The organism is Xanthocytophaga flava (assembly GCF_030068545.1).
Classification (GTDB): domain Bacteria; phylum Bacteroidota; class Bacteroidia; order Cytophagales; family 172606-1; genus Xanthocytophaga; species Xanthocytophaga flava.
The window spans coordinates 362,444-386,701 of record NZ_JASJOR010000002.1; the positions used below are offsets into that span (position 1 = coordinate 362,444).

The 24,258-nt window shown below is 38.5% G+C and carries 22 protein-coding genes; 2 read left to right on the forward strand and 20 right to left on the reverse strand.

Annotated features, from left to right (window positions below):
* Positions 1 to 77: 77 nt before the first annotated feature.
* The 12 genes from QNI15_RS04280 to QNI15_RS04335 form a co-directional block, all read right to left on the reverse strand.
* Positions 78 to 1,433, reverse strand: a complete 1,356-nt coding sequence (locus QNI15_RS04280; RefSeq protein ID WP_313986875.1) for an aspartate kinase — start codon at positions 1,431 to 1,433, stop codon at positions 78 to 80.
* 87 nt (positions 1,434 to 1,520) lie between these two features.
* A complete protein-coding gene (gene ribH / locus QNI15_RS04285; protein WP_313986873.1) occupies positions 1,521 to 1,997 on the reverse strand; it encodes a 6,7-dimethyl-8-ribityllumazine synthase in 477 nt (158 codons plus the stop codon).
* A gap of 129 nt (positions 1,998 to 2,126) precedes the next feature.
* Positions 2,127 to 2,831 (reverse strand): tetratricopeptide repeat protein, encoded by a 705-nt coding sequence (locus QNI15_RS04290; protein ID WP_314030707.1) that lies wholly within the window; start codon positions 2,829 to 2,831, stop codon positions 2,127 to 2,129.
* 150 nt (positions 2,832 to 2,981) lie between these two features.
* Positions 2,982 to 5,114 (reverse strand): bi-domain-containing oxidoreductase, encoded by a 2,133-nt coding sequence (locus tag QNI15_RS04295; protein ID WP_314030709.1) that lies wholly within the window; start codon positions 5,112 to 5,114, stop codon positions 2,982 to 2,984.
* A 2-nt stretch (positions 5,115 to 5,116) separates the two neighbouring features.
* A complete protein-coding gene (locus QNI15_RS04300) occupies positions 5,117 to 6,382 on the reverse strand; it encodes a hypothetical protein (RefSeq protein ID WP_314030711.1) in 1,266 nt (421 codons plus the stop codon).
* Between the two features lie 11 nt (positions 6,383 to 6,393).
* Complete coding sequence (locus QNI15_RS04305; protein WP_314030713.1) at positions 6,394 to 7,191, reverse strand: glycosyltransferase; 798 nt, start codon at positions 7,189 to 7,191, stop codon at positions 6,394 to 6,396.
* Between the two features lie 33 nt (positions 7,192 to 7,224).
* Entirely contained in the window at positions 7,225 to 8,121 is an 897-nt protein-coding gene (locus tag QNI15_RS04310; RefSeq protein ID WP_314030715.1) for an O-antigen ligase family protein, read from the reverse strand.
* Positions 8,122 to 8,470: 349 nt separating this feature from the next.
* Entirely contained in the window at positions 8,471 to 9,631 is a 1,161-nt protein-coding gene (locus QNI15_RS04315) for a glycosyltransferase family 4 protein (RefSeq protein ID WP_314003057.1), read from the reverse strand.
* Positions 9,632 to 9,668: 37 nt separating this feature from the next.
* Positions 9,669 to 10,718, reverse strand: a complete 1,050-nt coding sequence (locus QNI15_RS04320) for a hypothetical protein (RefSeq protein WP_314003055.1) — start codon at positions 10,716 to 10,718, stop codon at positions 9,669 to 9,671.
* Positions 10,711 to 11,853, reverse strand: coding sequence for a non-hydrolyzing UDP-N-acetylglucosamine 2-epimerase (gene wecB, locus QNI15_RS04325; protein WP_314003053.1), 1,143 nt, complete (start codon positions 11,851 to 11,853; stop codon positions 10,711 to 10,713). The genes QNI15_RS04320 and wecB overlap by 8 nt, the downstream gene beginning before the upstream one ends.
* Before the next feature lie 118 nt (positions 11,854 to 11,971).
* Positions 11,972 to 12,673: an NUDIX hydrolase gene (locus QNI15_RS04330; RefSeq protein WP_314003051.1), complete on the reverse strand. Its 702-nt coding sequence runs from the start codon at positions 12,671 to 12,673 to the stop codon at positions 11,972 to 11,974.
* A gap of 183 nt (positions 12,674 to 12,856) precedes the next feature.
* The gene (locus tag QNI15_RS04335; protein ID WP_314003049.1) at positions 12,857 to 14,077 is read right to left on the reverse strand and encodes a winged helix-turn-helix domain-containing protein; all 1,221 of its coding nucleotides are present in this window, start codon (positions 14,075 to 14,077) and stop codon (positions 12,857 to 12,859) included.
* A 646-nt stretch (positions 14,078 to 14,723) separates the two neighbouring features.
* On the opposite strand from QNI15_RS04335, the gene QNI15_RS04340 reads away from it, so the two are divergent.
* Positions 14,724 to 15,113 (forward strand): hypothetical protein, encoded by a 390-nt coding sequence (locus QNI15_RS04340; protein ID WP_314030716.1) that lies wholly within the window; start codon positions 14,724 to 14,726, stop codon positions 15,111 to 15,113.
* Between the two features lie 64 nt (positions 15,114 to 15,177).
* On the opposite strand, the gene QNI15_RS04345 is transcribed toward QNI15_RS04340, so the two are convergent.
* The 7 genes from QNI15_RS04345 to QNI15_RS04375 all read right to left on the reverse strand — a co-directional run bounded on the left by QNI15_RS04345 (position 15,178) and on the right by QNI15_RS04375 (position 22,039).
* Entirely contained in the window at positions 15,178 to 17,487 is a 2,310-nt protein-coding gene (locus tag QNI15_RS04345) for a hypothetical protein (RefSeq protein ID WP_314030717.1), read from the reverse strand.
* Positions 17,488 to 17,543: 56 nt separating this feature from the next.
* A complete protein-coding gene (locus QNI15_RS04350) occupies positions 17,544 to 18,476 on the reverse strand; it encodes an AraC family transcriptional regulator (protein ID WP_314030718.1) in 933 nt (310 codons plus the stop codon).
* A gap of 226 nt (positions 18,477 to 18,702) precedes the next feature.
* Positions 18,703 to 19,581: an SDR family oxidoreductase gene (locus QNI15_RS04355; protein WP_314030719.1), complete on the reverse strand. Its 879-nt coding sequence runs from the start codon at positions 19,579 to 19,581 to the stop codon at positions 18,703 to 18,705.
* Between the two features lie 78 nt (positions 19,582 to 19,659).
* Positions 19,660 to 19,983: a hypothetical protein gene (locus QNI15_RS04360; RefSeq protein WP_314030721.1), complete on the reverse strand. Its 324-nt coding sequence runs from the start codon at positions 19,981 to 19,983 to the stop codon at positions 19,660 to 19,662.
* A 97-nt stretch (positions 19,984 to 20,080) separates the two neighbouring features.
* Complete coding sequence (locus QNI15_RS04365) at positions 20,081 to 20,434, reverse strand: hypothetical protein (protein ID WP_314003038.1); 354 nt, start codon at positions 20,432 to 20,434, stop codon at positions 20,081 to 20,083.
* A 70-nt stretch (positions 20,435 to 20,504) separates the two neighbouring features.
* Positions 20,505 to 21,257, reverse strand: a complete 753-nt coding sequence (locus tag QNI15_RS04370) for an SDR family oxidoreductase (protein WP_314003036.1) — start codon at positions 21,255 to 21,257, stop codon at positions 20,505 to 20,507.
* 41 nt (positions 21,258 to 21,298) lie between these two features.
* Positions 21,299 to 22,039 carry an SDR family oxidoreductase gene (locus QNI15_RS04375; RefSeq protein WP_314003034.1) on the reverse strand — a complete coding sequence of 247 codons (741 nt, stop codon included), beginning with the start codon at positions 22,037 to 22,039 and terminating at the stop codon, positions 21,299 to 21,301.
* A 333-nt stretch (positions 22,040 to 22,372) separates the two neighbouring features.
* On the opposite strand from QNI15_RS04375, the gene QNI15_RS04380 reads away from it, so the two are divergent.
* The gene (locus QNI15_RS04380) at positions 22,373 to 22,669 is read left to right on the forward strand and encodes a hypothetical protein (RefSeq protein ID WP_314003032.1); all 297 of its coding nucleotides are present in this window, start codon (positions 22,373 to 22,375) and stop codon (positions 22,667 to 22,669) included.
* A 100-nt stretch (positions 22,670 to 22,769) separates the two neighbouring features.
* Here the strand turns inward: QNI15_RS04380 and QNI15_RS04385 are convergent, their stop codons facing one another.
* Complete coding sequence (locus tag QNI15_RS04385; RefSeq protein ID WP_314030722.1) at positions 22,770 to 24,212, reverse strand: HTTM domain-containing protein; 1,443 nt, start codon at positions 24,210 to 24,212, stop codon at positions 22,770 to 22,772.
* Positions 24,213 to 24,258 lie beyond the last annotated feature (46 nt).

Genomic DNA, 24,258 nt, shown 5'->3' on the forward strand with positions numbered 1-24,258 from the left:
GATGGCTCAGAGCTAACAGATGTTTAAATCTGTAAAGACAATCTGCACCATCCGTATATAGTTGTTGTGATGTTAGCTTATGGAGCTGTGAAGATGTTTTTCATAGCCTCTTCATAAAAAAACAATCGCTCGTTTAGTGCATTCAATGCCTGTGTTTTGTATTCAGTAGGGATCAACACCGATGTATTGTGTTCACTGCCACCATATGCCACCATACGAAGCGGAATATTGGACAGTGCATCCAGTACACGGGTAACGATACCATTTTTATTGAAGGTAAAGTCTCCAACAATACAGATAATCGTTTGCTCTTTATCAACGTACACTGTACTGAATCTTTCCAGTTCCTCCTGGATTGCCTCCAGATGAGTTATGTTATCAATAGTTAGTGATACAGCTACCTCCGAAGTGGTTACCATATCTACCGGTGTTTTGTGTTTTTCAAATACTTCAAACACTTTACGCAGAAACCCATACGCCAGCAACATACGCGACGATCGGATCTGAATACTGGTAATACCATCTTTCGCTGCAATCGCTTTGATATCCTTGTTTACCGTCTGGTTGCTGATGAGTGTACCAGGCGCTTCAGGCTGCATGGTATTCAGTAGACGTACCGGAATGTTACGTAAACGAGCCGGACGGATAGTAAACGGGTGAAGGATTTTTGCTCCGAAGTATGCTAACTCAGCAGCCTCATCAAAGGATATTTCACGTACAGGGAATGTACGCTTCACAATGCGAGGGTCATTGTTGTGCATGCCATCAATATCTGTCCAGATCTGAATTTCTTCAGAATAAGCAGCTGCTCCTACCAAAGATGCCGTATAGTCACTACCACCCCGTTTCAGATTATCTACTTCCCCACGAGGATTACGACAAATATAGCCTTGTGTTACAATGATTTCTTTGTCTGCATGATACTTCAGCATTTCTCCTAACTTCTCTTCTATGAAGTCCAGCATTGGCTCATCGTCTGCATCAATCTTCATAAACTCCAATGCAGGCAATAGTACTGATTTTACTCCTTCTTCTTCCAGATACACAGTAAACATCTGAGTCGAAAGAATCTCTCCTTCGGCAGCAATCTCTTTCTCCTGCTTAAGCGTGAAAGGCTTCACTTTTACCAGTGAACGAATGAAGTTGAATTCATTGTCAATGATTTCCTTTCCCTTCTTATATGCTTCGTCTGTTTTATATAGTTCTTTTATAAACAACTCATAGTGAGCATACAGATTGTCTATCTTCTGAGTCGCTTCAGCATCGTTGTTCTGATAAAGAGATTCTGCGATGGAAAGGAGGGCATTGGTTGTACCGGATAGTGCCGATAATACAACAATTTTTTGTTTGCCGTCTTTGGTGATCAGATTTTTGATGGAGTGCATCCGTTCAGGTTTGCCAACAGAGGTGCCACCGAATTTCCAGACTTGCATATTCTAGAAGAAATTAAAAGTAAGAATGTGAAATGATTTTTTATTTAACGGGTGTTGATGATTCAATCTTGAAAAATCCTGATTTTTTTAGAAACCAAGCATTTTGATAGCTGTGACTGCAGCTTCATCGCCTTTATTTCCATGCTTTCCCCCGGCTCTGTCTAAAGCTTGTTCCTGTGTATTGGGAGTTAGCACACCAAAAATTACAGGCTTGCTATATTTGAGACTTACATTGGTTATTCCCTGTGCTACTGCCTGACAAATAAAGTCAAAGTGTTTGGTATCTCCCTGAATCACACAACCCAGACAAATCACCGCATCAATCTCATTGCGGGCCGCCATCCATTGTGCACCCAAGCTTAACTCAAAGCTGCCAGGTACATTCTTACGAATGATATTTTCTGGTTTTGCACCCTCTTTGATCAAAGTGGTATAAGCTCCTTCATATAGTTTTTCTGTTACATCAGCATTCCACTCTGCTACTACAATAGCAAAGGTTTTGCTTTCAATCTTGACAGAATTCTTTAATTCGTATTCACTCAGGTTTTTCAGAGCAGTTGCCATAAAAGTTACTATTGAATGTCAAACAGAAAAAGGTTAGATTCTAATGTTAAAATGTAGATAAACAAAAAAGGATAAAGCAGGTGCTTTATCCTTTTTTGGGTTTGGCCGGATGTTTTTTATACACACTAATTACCCTGCCAAACCCTGTAGTTTGGATTTATATTTCTTGGCAGTAATAGTCTCAGCAGAATCTTCGTAATTTGTTATGATCTTGTCATACGTTTCGATTGCTTTGTCATTCTGCTTAGCCATTTCATACGCAATACCCAACTTCAGCAAATAAGCTGGAGTAAAGAATTTGTTAGGCTCATAGTTAGCTGCTTTTTCATAATAAGAAATAGCTTCTTCTGGCTGTTTTTTCTCCAGATAGGCATCACCTACCAGACTATAAGCACGAGCCTGTAATAAAAGATCACTAGAACTAAAATCTTTCAGATGAGTGATAGCATCATCGTATTTTCCTTGTTTTAGCAAAGCGACACCAGCATAGAAATGCGCCAGTTTACCAGCTTTTGTACTACCGTATTCATCTGCAATTTTCAACAAACCATCGTTAACCCCATCTCCATTAAGCGCTTTTGTCAGTGAATCTGCTTCAAAATAGAGCACTGCGCGAAACATGTACTTCTGAGCTTCGGTTTCTTTGTTCTGTGTGTAATACCGATAGAAAAAGATACCGCCTACCAGCAACACAACTGCTGCCAGTCCGCCTAAAAAGAGGTTACGATTCCGTTGTACAAAATCTTCTGCATTCTCCAGACTTAATTCAGGAGTTTCTTTGATTGGTTGTTCAACAGGCTCATTAACAGTTGCCTCTGGTGTTTTTTTTGCCATTGTTTTTTAAACAGATTTCTATTTTGAGAACTCAGAAATGCAGGGCTTACTAAAAAAAGGATTGATTTTTCCTTACCGTTTCCGAATGGGCTGCAAAGTTAGAATAAAAAAGATCTTTTTCACAAGGATTTCACTTTTTTTACATATTACTTACAATATAATCTGTTTTTCACCACTTTGCAAGGATTTCAGCGCTGCAAAAGTAGCCTGCGTAGAGTTTACTATATCCTGAAAGTCAATAAGTTGCACACCTCCTTCTTTCAGAAAACGGATGTATTGTTCAAACTGAGTAGTATGTCCTTTGTCCTGTTTGCCAGAGGCAGAAGAGAACCCTTTAAATCCATATCCTTCCAGTTTTCTGAAGTTATCCAGAATCAGCACACGTCCCTGAGAGTATATTTCTATTCGTTCTTTGGAATAGGATTTATGTCCATTGGCAAAATAGTTAACTACTCCTTGAGAGCCATTGAGGCATTTCAGTGTAATAGAGGTATTATCTGTATTTTGAGAAGGAGATGTTCCCAGTGCAGAAGCAAACACCTCTGTGATTTGACTCCCTGCAAAGAACTGTACTAAATCAATAAAGTGACAGCCCTCTCCAATGATTCGTCCTCCCCCGATAGCCATATTCTGAGTCCAGTGATTGGCCGGAATAAAACCTGCATTTACGGTGATTACAATATTTACAGGCTCAGACGTATTACCCAAAAGCTTTTTGGCTTTCTGAGATAATGGAGCAAACCGCCGATTAAAACCAACCATTACAGAGAGAGAACTCTTCTCTTTTTCAGCCACAACCTGTTGAAGTTCTTCTTCTGTCAATACCAGTGGTTTCTCTACAAATACATGTTTTCCCGCCTGTAATGCCTGCATAGTTTGCGAAGCATGCAGATTATGCTGAGTAGTAATGATAACAGATTGTACCGTCGGATCAGAGAGTACATCCTCATAACGTGTAGTACTTTGAGTAATCGCATGTTTCTGTGCCAGATGGGTTCCACTTACACCTGATGCACTTACAATATGCCGGATATCTGCCTTTATTTTACCCAAAGCAGGCAGTAATGTCATCTTGGTAAAATTTCCTGCTCCTGCAATTGCGATAGTACCTGTACCCGATTTACTTTTCGTGTCTGTTGTACTATGTCCTATCTTAATAGAAGTTGACCAATCCGGATTATTAGGGTACTGCAGAATAGAAGCAATAGAACGGCTATCTCCTATGTTGTTATAGATTTTCTGGTATTCAGACAGATCTACTGCTTCAGTAATCAGGCGTTTCACATCCAGCTGACCTTTGGCTATAGCCTGCAGGATAGTCTGGAAGTTTCTGTTTTCTGTCCACCGTACAAACGAAAGCGGATAATCTACACCTCGTTTTTCATATTCTTCATCATATCGTCCGGGACCATAGGAACAGGACACTTGAAACGATAACTCTTTCTCATAAAAATCAGCTCGCTTGATATCTAACCCTATTACGCCCACTAACACAATACGTCCGCGTTTACGGCTCATTTGAGCAGCCTGAGATATTAACTCATCACTTTTGGTTGAGGCCGTGATAATAACCGCATCTGCACCAATACCTTCTGTAAGTCCAGCCACGGTCTTTACAGGATCAGTACCATCGGCCAGATTAAAGGCATGCACACCTTTTTCCTGAGCCAGTGTCACTTTCTGTGCATCAAAATCGAAACCTATTACATTACAGCCATTTGCCAGTAACAACTCACAGGTAATTAATCCTATTAACCCCAATCCGGATACAACGACTGTCTCTCCCAATGTAGGATTAACCAGACGTATTCCCTGTAACCCAATGGAACCGATAACGGTAAAGGCAGCTTCTTCATAGGAGACCTTATCCGGAATCTTTGTTACCAGGTTACGCGGTACACACACGATCTCTGCATGAGGGCCATTAGAAGCAACTCTATCTCCGGGTTTCAGATCTGTAATACCCTCTCCCACTTCCACAACTTCACCTGCATTGCAATAACCCAATGGCAAGGGTTCTCCCAACCGTGTAAAGACGGCTTCCAAAGTAGGTATTAAACCATCTGACTTTATTTTATCAAGTACCTGTTTTACCCGATCAGGCTGTTGACGGGCTTTCTCAATAAGACTGGAACGTCCAAATTCGACCAGCATCTTCTCTGTGCCTAATGACACCAGTGAACGATGGGTACGAATTAGCACATGTCCTTTACGGATCAGAGGACGAGGAACATCCTCCAGTATGGTTTCACCTGTTTTAAAAGATTGAATAATTTGCTTCATGCTTAGTCAGCCGTATTCTGAATAATTGTTTTCTGATAAATTCGTTTTCCTAATTCTGTTTGTACGAGCAGTTGTACAATCACACATACAATTGCCACATAGGAACCAAACATATAAGCCTGTATAGGAGGAAAATAAGGTGAAAATGATAATGAACAAACAGCAATCAGAACTGCCCACCAGTAATATTTGCGATAGAGCATCCACCCCAGGAGTAGTAATCCAACAATTGCGCTTACATAATTAACCCACAAAGGGAGATCAATAAAATATCCACCCGAAAATGATTCAAAGAAGTTGAGAGCTGCATTCTTAATGAGCATAAAAGGAGACTCTTTTGCTATCCGAATAAATTCACTATGGGAAATTTCCTGATATTGAGTAGCAACTGTATCATTATAATAACTTCCTCCAAAACCCATATTCAATGTTTTTCCGGTCTTGGTCTGGTATAACAGATATCCGTTATTGTCTGTTAATCCTGACATATATGGATTAGGATAACCTCCAATTCCAATATAGAAAGTATGCCACGGATTTTTTTTTGTCGAGGTATTAAAAACTAAAATCGTTGCAATAAAAAGCAATACAGCACTAATACTATACACTCGCTTTTCTTTCAAAAAAAAGAATAACAACACAAAGAGGCACACAAAAAGTGTAGTAGGTCTTGAAAGAAAAACAAAAGCCATAATAACAGCGATAAAGAAAGACCCATACTGATATTTCAGTTTTTTGTTTATCAAGTATCCAACCGCAAAAATAGTTGGAATTGCCTGCAATGCATAGTAAAACGGAAATGTAACAAAATAGATAATTAATGGGTTTACTGCATACAATAAGGTATACAACCACATTTCAGCCCACGAGCGGGCAGACCATAATAATACTAGTGAAATCAATATATGTATCAGGATCTGCAATGATTCCACAGCCTGAATATCACTCTGCCAGAAAAAGATTTTTTTCGCAACAATTATAAAATATACATATCCAATGGGATTATGATTGTAATTGCTCAAAGAATCTGACTCTTGGAAATGATAGTACTCTCTATCACTGGCAGGCATATATTTAAAATGCCAGCAATCACTCTCACTAATCCGGAATCCTTTCCCCATCTCAAAGTTAGTTGCAGCGGAAAAGAAAGGTGCGGTCCATATAGGAGACATCTGGACAGGATTATTAAAAAAATAACAGGCAAGACATGTAAAGAACAATACAACAATAATGAAAATATTCTTTTTTCCTGATAATCTCGAAGACATGTTTATAAACTTCAAATAGGTTCTTTATCAAAGTGTTTAGCCGTTTGTAAGGATTCCACTTTATATTTCTTAAATAAATTGTAATGATTTGATATATGAAAAAGTTGTAAAGGTGTATAAAATACATCTTTCAAACCAATTTTGGAGCCATCTGCATGTATCCATCGTTGTAAAGGATATTCATATATTAATTGTTGTACATTTCCAGTACCATAACGAATCTTCATTCGCAAAAATATCTCTACATCAAACAACCATTTACTTACAAATGGTATAGAAAAGCAATTCTCAGCCAAATTACGGGTAAACACTTTTGCTCCACATTGAGTATCGTAAAAAGGGAGTCTAAGGATGATGCTAATAAGTGTAGCAATAAAACGACCTATGTAGTGACGATAGACTTCTCTGCTTATATCTGCACCCATACGTTTGATACGAGATCCACATACAATTGAAAATTCGGGATTGTTACACAAATAATCTACAACATGTGTATACTCTTCCAGAGACGTTGATAGATCTGCATCCAGATATCCTATATACTGAATATTCTCCATATTCAATAATGTATTAATCCCTGTACGTACAGCCTCTGCTTTTCCTGAGTTTTGTGTGAGTGAAACTATCTCTATCTTTTCAGGATATGTACATTTTTTTTTCAGTATTTCAAGTTGGTGTAAAGTATCATCTTTGCTTCCATCATTTACAAAGCAAAGAACATACTTGGAGTGTTCTTTATTAAACTGAACAAACTCTGTAACTTTTAGACGACTAGCTTCATTATAACAAGGTATCACTATACCAATCATGTATTCAATATCTAGAGATTATCATTTTTTTAATCATAGTATATTATTTCCATACACAGATCCATTATCTTTTTTTGAATAAATCGGAGTCTGAGTCTCTGAATAATGTAAATAATAGAACATAATAACGAACCAGGGATAGAACATAAACTGTCCTGGATTAAAATTATTCTCAAAGAGTGGGATTAAAATTATAGGAGGTAAAAATACATATTTGGAAGAGTGTTTAAGTGCAAAAATCAAAATAGTCCGCAAAGGAAAAAAAAGAAGAAAGAAGACAAATATCAGATATCCGCACCCAAAGAGAAGTTCATAATAAGAATTATGTAGATTTATCTTCAATTTTTGGGGGTTATATTTGGAATTAAGCTTTAATAAGGCATCACGAAATGCATAAAATCCGAATCCTGTGAGCATAGTTTCAGGATATGAGGCCATTGTTTCAAAACAAAGATCAGCCAATTGTGTTCGAGCTTCACCCTCCTTTAATTGTTTCTCTGTCTTATTTAAACGTTTATTCAAAGCAGACTCGGGATCTCCATACAACTGAAAGACCAATAATGAAACTAACAGAACGGAGAATAGCTTGACAGCAAGATGTGTATTGGAGTTACGTAGTATGAAAAGCAAAAATCCTAGGGAAAATGTCAGATATCCACTCCGCGAACCACTGATTGACAATAATATCACAGCAAGTGGAGTAAGTATACGTATAAACCAAAGATGTTTTTTTGAAAGTGAGGGATCATTTCGATAAAGATCAAGACTTGTGAGTAAAAACATAGCACAAGCCCATCCATAGTGATTATTAGCAAAGCCACCCACTGCATCTCCATAAATATCCTTCTCACCCAAACTACCAGAAAGAAGAAAGGCTATCACAGGAAATCCATATACCAGATTAAATACACGAAGAATCAGAATAAGCAAATCTTCTTTTTCAATATTTCTATAAAGGTAAATTATGGCATAATTGATGTATACTAAGAAGGGAATAAGATTGAAAAACTTCTCAAAGGAAGAAAAAAAATTAAAGCTAAAAGGAATTACATAAATATTCAGCAAAATGAAGATCCATATCTTCCATGAATTCCGTCCTTTGAAAATAAAAGTCCGCTTTCTTGTCATGAAGAACAAATAATATATCGCTCCTGCGAGTAAAAGAATGCGAAGTGGTTTCGTCAAAATATTGGATACCATTCCTGTAAGGCCTGCAAGCCAGTAGGAAAGTACTACAGAACCAATACTTATTACAAAAAATCTCCAATTCCAATCTTTTTTAGGAGCCTGAAGATGCTTTTTTTGAGAGATCTCTATGGGTATGGTCGCTGACAACATCTTGTAAAATGGCTAATAAATCCTGATACATCACATACTTTGAAAACCTCTTAACAAAGCTTTCACCATTACTCACTTTATTTTTACGCTGCTCAATAAAAGTAATACTACTTTCAATGGCCTGTGCTAATTCATTAGGGTTACCAGGAGGTACAAGCCAACCATTTTTTCCATGATCCAGTACTTCCGGAATACCACCAACAATAGTACTCACCACAGGTAAGCCACATGCCAGGGCTTCTATGTTAGCAACACCTAGTGCTTCCTGCAGGGCAGGTACACAGAAGATATCACATTCATACATTAGCTGTCTGACATTGTCCGGTGATTGCTCCCCACGCCAATCCAGTTGCAGATTACCCTTACCTACAAAATAAGACTCAATCAATGATTTGAACCTTTCTTCTGGTCCTACAACAGTAAGCTGAAAAGTAAATCTGTCCAGCAAAGCTAATGCATCTGTCAGTGTTTGTAAATCTCCACGTCTAAAATCTGCCTTGACAAATAATATACGGATTGGCTGAACAAACGGACGATCAGCCTGAAACTTATTTTTAGATAAATCAATTGACTTGTATAAGCGTGTCACTTTTTGGGGATGACCATACGCAGCTATTACCTTCTCAGTTAAGAAGTCAGAGTTGGTCAGGATATGCTGATGATACCTGACGGATAACTTTTCACACTTTCGAAATAAAAACCGTTTTAACCACATTGAACTGGCTTTAAAATTATTCCAGCCTATAATGATATTGTTATCATCATTAATCATTCCCACTGTGGGCTGTTTGGAAACTATTGCACTCCATAGACCAATGAATGAGTTATTGTATAATAAGACATCATAAGCAAACTCTCTCCGTATCTTTTGAGCAGCATTGTGATAAATAAACATCCGAAAGAACTGACTCAATAACTTCAGAAAACGAGGTAAACGCACTTTTACTGGATATACATTCTCATGAGGTATTGTGATGTCCTCTGTCAATATTCGAATCTCATGTTCCGGATACAATGTATTGATCTCCAGAATCAAGTTAGCAAACTTGGCAGGTCCATTAGTGACATTTTCAAAAGAATTGGTACAAAGGAGAATCTTCATAATAATAGATAATTATACAGAGAAAGCACTCTTTCACTCATTCCATACGGAATTGGTGTGCTTTCAATAATTTGTCTTCAACAGCCTCCCATGTAAATTTCTCCAAAAGTTGTGTATCAAACACATAGGATTTTTTTAAGCGTAACCAATCATGCATTATCTGTTTGTAATCTGAGTCGTAAAAGGATGACATAATGTATCCCAGATTATGTTCTTTTACAAAACTTGATATTTTTACTTCCTGATTGATAATTACGGGTGTTCCTGCCTGAATGGCATCATATATTTTGTTTGGACTTGCGTTAATATTATTCTCATTGACAGGCTCATACAGAGACAAGATATAATCACATTGCGAGGCAACCTGCATGGTAGTACGCTGAGGCAATACACCCAGAAACTCTACCTGTGGATGTTGGGATAATTCTTTTGTCATTTCATCATATACCCATCCCGCCATTTTAACCTTTAATCCGGAATCAAGGCGCAGGAGCTGAAGTAGTAACTCTGTGCCACGCACTTTGCTCATAGAGCCATTGTAAAAAACCAGTAATTCATCTGGGGTGCTGATTTTCTGTACTTCTTCCCGAAACCGATAAGGATAATTCTCGACCACAACCGTCTTTTCATGAAAGGATTTTGGCAGTAACTGCTTTCTGTTATCATCTGTCACAATAATCACTTTAGGTGTTTTGTAACAGAGAGACTCCAACCATGTATTTTTATTTTTGGCACGAAGAAAAATAGAGTCAAACACATCGAGTACAATTTTCTTCCGGCTCCACCACAGAAAAGGAAAAAATATCAATAAGAGATTCTCATTGATAACATGAATAGACTGATATGACCGAAAGAGAAATGCTCTCAAAAAGAGAAGATAATATTTCAGAAAAACAAAAGGACTTTTATGGTGTCCTTTTACTACCAGAAACTGACGACAATACTCTTTTACAAATGACTGTTCTGTGCTTTTGCCTATTCCAATATAGGTAATATCAAACTGTGAGGATAATGTCTTTACTTCTTTGTTAATGCGTGTGTCAGACCCATCATTGATAGAAATGTATAGTAACCGGGGTTTAGTCATTCGATCCGTTTTTTTTTGAAGCTAGTTGTTCCAGGAATGTAATAATTCGTTCAGTGGCTTTTCCATCTCCATACGGATTGGTTGATTGAGCCATTCGTGTATAGATGGTTTCATCTTCCAGTAATTCTGACACACCGGCTATAATTCGTGTAGCATTAGCTCCTACCAGTTTTACAGTTCCGGCATCCACAGCCTCAGGCCGTTCAGTAGTGTCACGCATTACCAATACAGGTTTGCCAAGTCCTGGAGCTTCTTCCTGTACGCCACCAGAATCTGTCAGAATCAGAAAGGCATTTTTCATGACAAAGATGAAATCTTCATACGAAAGCGATTCTACGAGATGAATATTCGGAAAGTTTCCGATAATCTCGTAAACAGGCTTCTGTACATTGGGATTCAGATGTACGGGATACAAAATTTCCAGCTGGGGATATTTCTGCGCCAGTGTAGCCAATGCCTGACAGATCTCAATAAAGCCCTGTCCGAAGTTTTCCCGGCGATGACCTGTGACCAGTAATATTTTGCGTTTTTCAAGAATGATTTTCTCTACAGCAGACCCTTTCCACTTATCAGAGAGTTGAGTAACCTGTCCAGCCATCTGTAACAAAGCATCAATAACTGTATTGCCTGTCTGAAGTATATTCTCTAAAGGAACTCCTTCTTTTTTCAGGACTTCTACATTACGGGGTGTTGGAGCAAAATGATAGGTTGCCAGCCGGGATACCATTACCCGATTCGCCTCTTCCGGAAAAGGAGCCTGTAAATTTCCTGTGCGTAAGCCAGCTTCTACGTGTCCTACAGGAATGCCCGCATAGAACGCAGCCAGAGTAGTAGCGAAACAGGTAGTTGTGTCACCGTGTACTAGTACCAAATCAGGACGAAACTCAGTAAATACAGAACGGATACTTAACAGAATGCGGCTCGTGATATCTGACAGGTCTTGCCCTGGTTGCATAATAGCCAGATCATAATCAGGCTTCAATTTGAAGATATCCAGAACCTGAGCAAGAAGTTCACGATGTTGACCTGTTACACACAGTTTATGTGTAAAGTTTGGATTTGCATTGAGTTTTTGTACCAGCACAGCCATTTTAATGGCTTCAGGCCGGGTACCAAAAACGGAGAGTATTTTCATAAATGATTTATTACACAAAATGGGCTATGTCTCAGATACCGCTCTGGTATATTACCCTTTGATGGCTGATTGTGTTGCAAAATAGGACAAAACTCCTGATTTTCCTTTTTGTTTTCGTTTATACCTCAAAATTAAAGCCTTTGGCCTTTAGTTCTTCATACCGTTTCTTATCAAATTCGAAAAGTTGCGCGGCTCTGTGAGCAACACCTTCCTGTTTCTCCTCAAGCCCAATAAGTAAATCCATTTTCAGGATTTTCTTACGAAAATTTCTCTTGTCCAGTTCTACACCCAGTACAGCCTCATACAGGTGCTGTAGTTCTGACAATGTAAATTTCTCCGGAAGCAACTCAAAGCCAATAGGCTGATAACGAACTTTCCCCTTCAGGCGTTCTATAGCCATTGCCACAATCTTTTCATGATCAAACGCCAGATCTTTAGGTACTTCGGATAATCCAAACCAACGTACATTGTCTGCATCTGTCCCGGCTTGTACTTTCTGGTAATCTGATAATTTTAACAATGCGTAATAAGCAGCCGAAACTGTACGTCCCCGAGGGTCACGCCCTGAATCTCCAAAGGTATACAACTGTTCCATAAATACATTTGTCAATCCTGTTTCTTCTTCAAGTTCACGCTTAGCCGCATATTCAAGAGAAGGATCTGAATCGATATCCAGAAAACCTCCCGGTAAGGCCCACATTCCCTTAAAAGGTTCACCTCCCCGCTGGATCAACAAAATTTTCAACTCTCCTTCATCAAATCCAAACAGAATACAATCTACTGTTACAGATGGACGGGGATATTCGTACGTATATGACATGGGTGTTTTATCAGTTTTTATATTACGCTTCAAAAATAGAGCATTTCTTAATATAAAATGGTTGTTGATGCGAAAACTATATTACTTGATAGTTTATACAGATTACTTTACAAGTTCAATATAGTAATGCTTCTGGCATACTCTAAAAAGAAGTGCCGGGCGTTTGACTTAACTAATTACAACTCAAGATAGTTTATGTTTATAGTTATCTTTTGCTAATTCAGTATCAATAGCCTTTCTAAGGACTTCATCATTAGATTTTGCAATCACAATTTGTTCACATTGATTGAACATCGCAAAAGCTTTTAACGCTTCAATCATTTGAGAGATCATGTCATCAGTTAAGGCAACAGGCTCAAAATGGAGATTGTGAATCAGCAAAACACGTTTTTTACGATCTGCTTTTGAATCCATCCTAGCCACAAATGTATCACCAATCAGTATGGGAAGAGAAAAGTATCCATACTTACGCTTTGGCATAGGAACAAAACATTCTACCTGATAATCAAAGTTAAAAAAGCTTCGTAACCGATGTCTGTATACATTCAATGTATCAAAAGGAGAAAGAATAAAAGCATCTCCTGCCAGATCGATACTTTTATTTTTATATTCTGACAACATATAAAGAGTAGCACCTGTCACGCCCGAAACTTCTACTTCACATACTTCTCCTGATTCAATCAGCTTTTTCAATTCTGTTTTCATTGCATTTTTCACATATCGTCCCCGATACGCAATATCCTTTAGATACGCTATACCTAATGCTTTCAATGAACGGAGAATAAGGTGTATTGCAAATTCTTCTGCAGTAGGTGGCGTTGTGTCAATGTCTGCCGGAAGTAAATTCTCTGGAAGATCAAACACTTTTTGAAACTCTTTTCTCTTCATTACCATCAACTTTCCTTCCAGATGTAATCTTTCCAATGCCAGCTTTGACGGACGCCAGTCCCACCAGCCTGAACTCTCCGTAACCCGGTCATTCTCAAAATCACGCGCCATCAAAGGTCCTTCTCTTCCCACTCTATCCAGCACTTTCTCCATCTGATATACTTCTGCTCTTGTCATATTGTCTCTTCTGGAGGCAAAGCTTTCTTTTGTGGGCAATGAAAATCTGAAATCATGCATAGGAATATAGCCGGCAGCGTATGTCCAGAACTCAAAGATGCGTCCTTCGGCCTGAAGTTCATCAAGCCATTCAATTTTGTAGTCTGGCACACGTGCAGCAATGGCATGGTGGTGAGCTCGTTCTACTACATAATTGGAATCCAGTTGAAGAAAGCCCAGATGATCAATAAGATCATACACTGCTTCTTTGCCTTTTCCAAATTGTGCCTGTTTGGATAGCCCTGCTGCATGAAGAATTATTTTTCGTGCTTCTGCTTGAGTAAGAGTGTGCTTGTTCATACGATGAAGTACCCACTTTTTGCCTTATAATCAAAATGTCGGCACATCTGGTTGCGAAAGCACCTTTACATAAAAAAGCACTTTCTCAAAGAAGACACTAATCTTTCTGTTATAATTTTTTCAATACCACTGGCCAAAGTCTTACAAGCCAGAGTTTCTGTAAAAAAGGTCATTCTTATTTCTTTTGTACAATTCTACTCTGCATCTATTTTTACAAGAAAATCACCTTTATTATCTCTGGCCGTTTTCATAATGTGGTTACCTCAGAGACTACCAGCTCTCCAACACTTTATAAATCTGTTCAATACATATGTCCTATTATTTCCTCACTTCTATTAAGCTATTCCCACATTTCACAAAACAGTAGAGAGTAGTTTATAAAATTTACAGATCTATATATTACATCTGTTATATTTTCTTTATAGTTAGCAATACAAGGCTTTTAAATCCCTTTTACTGTAAAGATGTTGTTATTTCGATAAAGAAAGTCAGTACAATTCTTGTAAACAGAAGAGTTGGAAGCAATAAGTACAAACAGGCTGCTGTTCTATTTTTTTCGGTGGTATAGATTTTGTACTAATAGGCCTTACCGAATCCTGCAACCAGCAGGAAACTAGCACACAGCAAACAAAAGAAAGAATATCGAATGAAAACTAATGATTACTTTTTTTGGGGAAGCGACCCCGCTATAGAAAAAGCATACATGCATGGAAAAGTGTATGAAGACTTTATTCGATGGGCTTTTAAAAAGGAGAGTGAAAACAGACAAAATGGGGCTGATGCCTGTTATATGTGTGATCTGATTCGGGCTGAACATGAAATTTCAGAGGGACAGGCACATCGGTTACAGATTGTAAAAACACATGTTAACAGAGCACTGGATCAATTATTATTCAGAGTAGAAGGCACTTTTGTGCAAGACACATTGATCCAGCTTAAAATACAGACTCATAAAGCGATTCACTCTGAACAACTTATCGAAATCATCCATGAAGCACTAGGCTTACTGGGGCCTAAAAAGATGACATACAATTGACCAATCAAGCCATATAACTTGAATTATATGGCTTGATTGGCTTTATATACAACCGGGATAGATTTTACAACGATTCATTTGCATGAAGAATCGTAGCCCTCAGCATTTTTAATCCGGAAATTCCCTGCAAATCCTCTACCTCAAATTGTTCAATCTCCGCAGCCAGCATATTTCTAGCCTGCAGTGTTTTGATGTAATGTAAATATTCCTGCTCTTCTACATAATTTGAGTAGACAATTGTGATCTTACCAACCTGAGTAATGCGGTTAGTTGTCCCTTTGATGCAAGCTTTGTCAATTCGTTTCTTAATAATTTCAAAACGTGCATTATAACTTCCATCTACGTCAAATCGTTTTTCGTCCATTCGAAAACGAATGGAAATAGCTGAGTTATATACCAGGATCAGGGTAGTAACAGCCAACGGATAGGGTAAATCCCGTATTTGCGCATGATGGATAGACTCCATCTCACAAAGTACCTGGAGTTGCCATAATCGTAAAGCATATAACTTCTTTATATCAAATTCCAACCTGGGTGCGATTGAATGTCCAATGTACAGATTATGCTCAATACCATCTGTCTTAAAGCGTTCATAATAATGAGGAAACACATCCTGAGCCTCTACTTGTCTCATATCAATATGTTCGGCTAATGCCTGATTAATACGATGGATTGTATTCTCATACTTTCTGCGATAGATATGAAAACTACCTGTCTCTCTATCTGTCTTGCGAAAATATTCCGTAATCAAAGGTTCAGCTGCTGTCTCACTCATTAAGCGTAAACGAGTATGTATACGGCTAATATAGCCACTGATGTATTGTTCTGTACTAGCCCGCAACGGCATAGACAAGTCAGTAAGATAGTCCTGTAGCTGTTGCTCTTCTTTAACAAAGGAATGGATAAACAAGGGATCATCAAGTTTTTTAAAAAGATTCAACAGTGTCTTAATCTGTTTGATCAAATCTTTTTGAACACTTGCATTACGTGCTTCTGATGAACCTTTGATATCGATCTGTCCATAGAGAGGATACACCTCCGGAAAAACAATCTCATTCAGAGCATGACTTATTCCTAACTGGCGTTTATAAATCAATGACTCGGCTTCAGCCCTGAATTTCCAGTATACACTTTTATGAATAGTAGTATAATTAGTCTGAATCACTGCCTGTATCTGATTCTGCCATTCCGCTGCCAGTCTCTCAATGGTATCTGTCAAAAAGGGCATGACCACATCCAGTTTATTGGCATTGATACTATTGAGTTGGCGGGGCTTAAATGCCACTACTTCCAGAATTCCCAGGAACAGACCATTTTTAATAATAGGGGTAAGAATAATGCTTTGGATTCCCTGAGTAATCAAATGATTAATCCAGCAAACATGCGGATTCGCTATTCGAAAATCAATGGTATTGGATATGGCAAAATACGATCTGTTTTCTAAGAAGTTTTGTACTATATCCTGGCCTAAGAGATCTGTTATCTCTCTGGGTTGGTTGTCTTCCAGTAAAAAGCTACCTATCTGCTGGCCAAAAGGATCTGTGTTCAGTGTATGTTCATCAGGGTTCAAAAAGGAAAATCCTATTTTAATATCCCAGAGACGAAAGATTGACCGAAAAACAGATTCCACGCTTTGCTGAAACCCAACAGAGTTGATACCCAGCAGTTTTTCTTTAAATATGGAAACTGCATTCTCAACTGTTGCATCAAACAGGGTCATGATACCGAAGCCTCTGATTTGCCAGGATTCCTGCGGAAATTTCTCTTTCCATAAAGAGATATTATCATAGCTGTTTATCAACAGCTCAATGTCTTCCTGAGATAACAATACAGCATTTTCAGTAGGTGATACCTCCAGAAAATCTCCATTGTATAAGATTCGATAATGCTTAAGGATACCTTCTGCTGTAGGAATATCGTAAAAAAGAGGTTTGCTAAAATCCAGTTGAGTACCATAAAACTCATTCAGAATCAAGCAGCAACTCAGAATATAAAACTGATGTTCGTCAAAATCCCGGATATTGATCTCAAAGTCAGGCCCTGCAGCTTTCAGAATATTCTTAAATCGCTCACTATGGTTAAAGACAATGTTTGTATAAGGAAGGCTAACAGCCTTAATCTCATTCAGCGTCAATTCGGGAGGAAAATAATCTGCCAGCAACCGCTGAATGAGTATCGTATTCTCAGTTATTTGGGTGATGTCTGTAATTCCTGTTCGCAATTCCGGATAAGGGGCCAGATCTGCCAATACTCTTTTTGCCCGAACCGAATGATCGTTTGTCGAATTCGCAGCTACTCTCTCCAGATGTTCAAAAACCGGTTCAAAAGAAAGCTGTATCCGCAAAGGGGAATCAACAAATGGTAGAAAATTCATGGCAGTGGTTTTCAATGGTTATATTCCAGACATCACATTTTTATGGTTAGTTCCAGTTAGGTACTAGTGTGTTGCTTCCGATAAGCAACAGGTGATAGTTGGGTGTATTTTTTAAAGTAATTACTAAAGTGTGTCGATTCCGAAAATCCTAACAGAAATGCAATTTCTTTAACAGACACAGATGAATTTTGTAGCAATGACTTGGCTTCGGTAATAGTCTTTTCCGTAATCCAGGTGCTGATAGATTTCCCCGTTTTCGTCTTTATTACATTACTGAGATAGTTGGGATGCAGATTTTGTGCATCTGCATAATCCTGCACTCTAAGCGGTTTATCAACCAGACCTTTGCTTAAGTCCCGAAAATGTTTTTCCAGTGTCTGTTTAAAGGTCTTCACAATATAAGAACTTCGATTGCCCTCATAAATAGGATTGTAATCATTCCAAAAGTAATCCTTGATTTTTAATAACAACACCACAAACAGATTGCCGATCATCTTATTTTTATAAGACGAATTACCTGTATATTCTTTTAGAATCAACTGGTATAAGGTTTCAAATTCAGCAAACTGATCAGGAGGCAATACCCTTGGAGAAACGGTTTCTGCAAGCAGGAAAGGGAACTCTTCAAATATATCTGCATGTACATTTTCTTTCAGAAAAGCTTCGCTCAATGTAATCAGGTATACTTCTTCCAGCATTCGCCATTCAAATGACTTAAAATGTCCGGGATTGGTAAAATAAATGGTACCTGGTACTGTTACAAAAACCTGTTCATCTGTAGTATACTGACCTGCGCCTTCTTTCACAAAAACAAATGAGAAAAAATTAGTCCGGTATACAGGTGACCTATAAGGTAATTGATTGTGAATATCTTTCAGGTTATGTATGGTAAATTCAGATTGTGCATCTATAGAGTCTGTAGGCAGATCTAAAGAAATATATTGCTCTCTTAGTGTATTATATATCAGCTTTTGTTCTACTTCTTTCATTCCTAACGTAAAGAATGTTTGTTTTACAATGACAATCCAGCATACAAACTATTACCCAATACCATTCCCAAACATATTGAGAAATGCTATATCGTTTGTAAGAGAAAGCCTTTTTGCAAAAAAAACATTTTTTCAAAAGTCTAGTATAAAATATAAAAGATAAATCATCTTCTGCCCGGAGGTATCTCTGCCAACAGAAGATAATAACGAATGCATCACATTCTTTTCAGGAGAATAAGCTTGCATACTCCTTCACAAAGTTGTCAAAGCTCCGCGCAGACTGTCCTGTTATAACTTCTATATCTGAAGAAATAGCAGAAGCCTCTCCCCGGGCATAGTGTGCATAGTCTTCAATCAAACCATCGGCCTGCCATTCCGGAAAACCAACAGACAGTAGGGCATTTCGCATGTCTTCAGGGGAAACGTTGATAAACAGAATAGATCGTTTTAATTCATGAGAAAGATATTCCGCAATTTCCTGATGGGACAATGCCTGAGGACCTGTCAGGTTATATATCTTACCTTCGTGTCCTGGGCTTGTTAACGCTTTAGCAGCAACGGCAGCAATGTCCCGTATATCTACCAGACTTATTTTAGCCTCTCCGACTGATGCAAAAAATTTATTCTGTTTTGCAATAGGTTCTCTGAAACCAAACAATCCCTGCATGAATAGGTTAGGCCGGAGAAAAGTATAGTCTATTCCAGACTCTTTGATTCTCTGCTCCACTGCAGCATGATACCGCAGAAAACGTACAGGAGAATTTACATCTGCAGCAAATTGAGACAGTTTGACAATGTGTCTTACACCTGCCCGCATGGCACTATCTACAAAATTGAGTTGTAGCTGTTCAGCCTGTTCGCTTGAGTTGGTAAGCAGAAATGCTTTTTCTATACCTGTTAGAGCCTTTTCAATACTTTTGTCGTTGCTCATATCACCGACTATTAGTTCGGCTCCCGGTAGGGAGGCAAGTTCCTGTGTATTTTCCAGAGATCGTACCAGTGCCCGAAAAGGTATACCTTGAGCAGATAATTGTCTGGCTAGTTCGCTACCAATGGTTCCTGTAGCGCCTGTAATCAAAATCGAAAGAATGTTGGATGTCGTCATAATTTTTATTGTTTAGTGATTCAAAATTAGACACACCCGATAACTAAAAATTGTAAGAAAACGAAATCCCCTTTCTGGTCAATACTGTACCTGTCCAATATCCAGGCGATTGATCTTCCCGTCTGCATTGATCCGGAACTTAAAATATGTCTTAAAATCACCCCATTGATCACTATGGAACTTTCCATAGATATCCAATCCATTATTTTCTACTTTGTCAATGCTGGTAAAACGTTCATGCCCTAGCGCTTGCTCAAAAAAGTTTTTGAAATTCATGGAATGACCATCATCAAAGAGTTCAGCTTGTTCGGTAAACAAAGGGAACCATGCCATTTTATCTCCTGCCTGCAAAGCTTCTATGGCTTTTCGTACAATTGTATTTGTGAGTTTATCAGTATTCATAGCTATTTGTGTGTGTTGAGACCTTTTCTCTACTTTTTGAGAATATCCTGTAACTGATATCAGCATACCAACCAGTGAACAAATCAATGCTTTCACATCAATGAATTTTGGCTAATGGATGTTGCAGATAGATAATTACCAGATTCAGCAGAAAAAAAGGTATTTCAATCCCTACCCCTTTCAGATTCTGCTCCTGCAGATGCAGACAAATAAGAAGCAGGATAGCTGCTGCCATCAGAAAATTTCCCCATAAAAACGTTTTGGGATAGAGGATGAGTAAGGCACTAAGCAGTGTTATCCCCCCATATACCAGTAATCCTGTTTCGTTAACGTTCCATTTTCTGAACATATCCAGCATTTCTGGCTTTCCTGTGAGCATAGCCCATCCCTGTTTTATTCCCATATATACAGCAAACAAGATCAATATTGCATTGACTACCTTAAGTATCATGACTTTTTGGGTTTATTACCCAGAGCAGAACAAGATTTGCTCTGCTCTGGGTAAGGTTGAGATATGAAGGTTAATTGGTTGCTCCCCCATTCACCAGTAGGTGTTGTCCATTGACAAACGAAGAAAGATCACTTGCAAAGAATTCCGCTACATTGGCTACATCTTCTACCTCTGCCAGTCGTCCCATTGGGCAACTATCCAGTAATTGTTTACGCAGAGCCGGGTAACTGTCTGCCTCTGCAAAAATTCCGGCATGATCTACAGCAAAAGGTATAATGGAGTTGACGGTAACTCCCCGATGTCCAATCTCTTTTGATAATATGTCGACCAGATAACGGGGTGTTGTTTTGCTGCCGCCATATACGGCCATACCTGGAACAGGAAAAGAGGTGGTACTGGAAGCGATGTAAATAATTCTTCCATGATCTTCTACATGGCGGGCAGCCTGTTGCAACGTAAAATAAGAGCCTTTGGTATTGATTGAAAATACCCGGTCAAATTGCTCTTCTGTAAATTCAGTGACAGGAGTCTCAACCAGCTCAATACCTGCATTGGCTACTACGATGTCTATTTTCCCGAAAGCTTTTTTAGCTTCTTCAAACAGCCGTTCCAAGTCTGCTACTTTGCTTACATCGGCCTGCACAGCTATTACCTTTACTCCCATAGCAGCAATAGTACTTACGACTTCTTCAGCTGCTACTTTATCTTTTGAATAGTTGATTACAATATTAGCTCCCAGGGCTGCATATCGCTCTGCAATAGCTTTTCCCAATCCCCGTGCTGATCCGGTTATCAGAGCCACTTTATTTTGTAAGGTATGCATAGTTTGTATGAATTGAATGTAAACGAGAATCAACAGAGAAATTATGCCATAGCTCCATTAGCCCCTATATTCTGAGCACTGATCCATTTGGCCTCATCACTTGCCAGAAACAATACAATAGGGACAATATCTTCCGGCTTGCCAATGCGATTGAATGCAGATAAGGATGCCAGGCGGTTAATTAACTCTTCTGATTTGCCGTTGGTGAAGAGTTCTGTATCAGTAGGTCCGGGCGAAACAGAATTGACATTGATCCCTCTTGCTCCTACTTCTTTGGCAAAAATCCGGGTCAATTGTTCTACAGCTGATTTGGTAGCTACATAGGTTCCATATCCCGGCAACATCAACCGGTTTACAGAGGTAGAAAAGTTGATGACACTTCCATTATCAGACAGCCGGGTAGCGGCTTCTCTCAGTGTATTAAAAACTCCTTTTACATTGATATCAAAGTGGCGGTCAAACTCTTCATCTGTGGTATCCTTGATCGTCTTTGTAATCATGATCCCTGCATTATTCACCAGGACATCAATTCTGCCATACTGTGCAATCGCTGTATCAAATAGGTTTTTAACATCCGCAGGCTTACTAACATCAGCCTGCACAGCCATAGCATCTCCACCTTTTTGTTTGATATTGGCTACTACTTTTTCTGCAGCGTCTTTACTTCCTGCATAGTTTACAATAACTTTTGCGCCGTTTTCAGCAAACGACTGGGCCAGAGAAGCGCCTATACCTCTGGAGGCTCCTGTAACCAAAACTACTTTTTCATTTAATGTGATCATGTTTCTTTGTGTTAAAATTGATAACACAAAGGTGCTATATAAAATCTGCTCTGAAAGTACAAGGATTACATGATAAGATATAAATATCTAAGATTGGGCAAAAAAATGTAAAATTCTATGATCTGAGCGACCTATTGTGAGGATTATTATTTTCAATTGCTCTGTATATCAATACACTAGCCAATATATTTATTACAGATTGTACTACAAACAAATACAGAAGCTTAAGGATACAGGAAAAAATAATTGCATTTTATTGTTTTATATTTTAACTTTTCACACTTTTAAGAAAGCAAATATGAAGATTTCCTTACCTGTTAAAATCAACATTCTATGTTCGCAACTTTACTAAATATTCTCAATAGCAGAAAAAATGCACTGGGTAATGCTTCTTCCAGCCGAGAGATCCAGAAAGAGATATTTCCTATCACATCTGTATCAGCGACAGCCCTTAAACATATACTACACATTGGAGATAAGGTAAAGCTTATCTATGACTGCCCCGATTTTCCATGTCCGGAGATGCAGGTAAAAAGTATTGCATCCGATGAGATTACCTGTGTATGGTATGTGGATGATACACAACTGAAAGTGGCAGAATTCCGTCCTCAGGTACTGAAAATAGTCTAATCTCCTATCAATAGATTTTCTCAATAAAAAAAGGTGTGTTATGAGTCATAACACACCTTTTTTTATTTATCTGAGCCAAATGAATAGTCTAACTAGTCTATCAATGCTGACAGTAGCATGTATCTTTAAAAACAGGACGAAAGCGTATAAACTTATAGTTCAGTAAAGAAAGAGGCGTTGTCAATTCCGGATCAGAGCTTACGCCATTCTTTACAATCAGTTTTTTGGATTGGTTGCCTTGTTGGTACTCAACAAAAAAGTCCTGCTGATTTACACTAGCTAGCCGATGTAATTCAAAATAGGTAAGCATCCTTCTGCCATCTGCAAAATCACGCAGATTAGGGGCATCTGTCCGGGTAATATGTACCAGATTATCCTGCCATTGATGGGTTATTATTGCATTAGGCATCAGTAGGTGGTTGGTTTTTCCTCCTTCTGTACGGAGATTGCTAAACATTGAAAAGCTTGTCTGAGTCTTAAAACCCAGATAAGGCGACAAGCCATTCAAGAGTAAAAGTAAAAAGACAATAATAGCCCAACGACTCGGAAGCTTAAAGAAAGAAGGTGTAAACTCCCATTTGGCAGGTATAAAAACCAGCATATAAACTAGTAATGTTACTATTGCCCAAGCACACCACAACACAAAACCTATCTGCATCACATTTTCATATCCATTGGTTGCATGCATTCGCATATAACCCAGATAGGCTACAAACCCAGTTGGAATTCCCAAACCTATCAACCAACGTTGCCAGCCAGGCAAAAGCCTATATCTGGCTTTGAAAGAAAGATAGCTTTCCTTCAGTAAAAGAGGGGCATTTTGAGGAAGAAACAAACTAAAATAACCGAGCATCAATGATGAAAAACTATATATTCCCCTATGTGGATGAAAAGAAAGCATAAAGTGAAAGACGAGCCCAAGCAAAATCCCCCACTTTCGTGTTTTCTTGCCAATAAGAAGTACAGGAATAAGTGATTCAATAATCAGTGTTCCCCACATGGCAATAAGTTTGGGAACATCTCCCACTACCATAGGATACATTCTATCAGCAATCTCCTGTAAAAGCACAGCGCCACAAGAAATCGGAATCTTCAGGTAGTCAGTATTCAACTTATGAAATACGCCAAAGAAGTATAGAATACATATACTTATTCGTGCAATCGGTGCAAACGAATCGAATAGATCATTACGAAATGCTAATTCATTTTTCCTGTTCCTATTTTGTACAATTGCAAACAGGATACATATCAGAATTGCAGCATCCACAACCCACTCAAAGAGAATATGATTGGGATTAAAAGGCATCCAGATAAATGTTCGAACTAGACTGGTTGTTAATAATGCTATAAGTAGGATGAGTGATTGCGGACGTACCAGACATAAAACCAATACCAACATCACTAACACTCCTTCCCACTCACGCTCGTAATACCATTCCGGAAAGGAGATCTGATGAAAAAAACGAACGACAGCCCACAAAAACGTAAAGATTGTCAGTCTGTCCAGATCAGATTTAGGTGTACTAGATGAAGAGCGCTGCATACCAATAGTAGTCCAGGAAAGTGTTGAGGAGAGCTTCTACTATTAA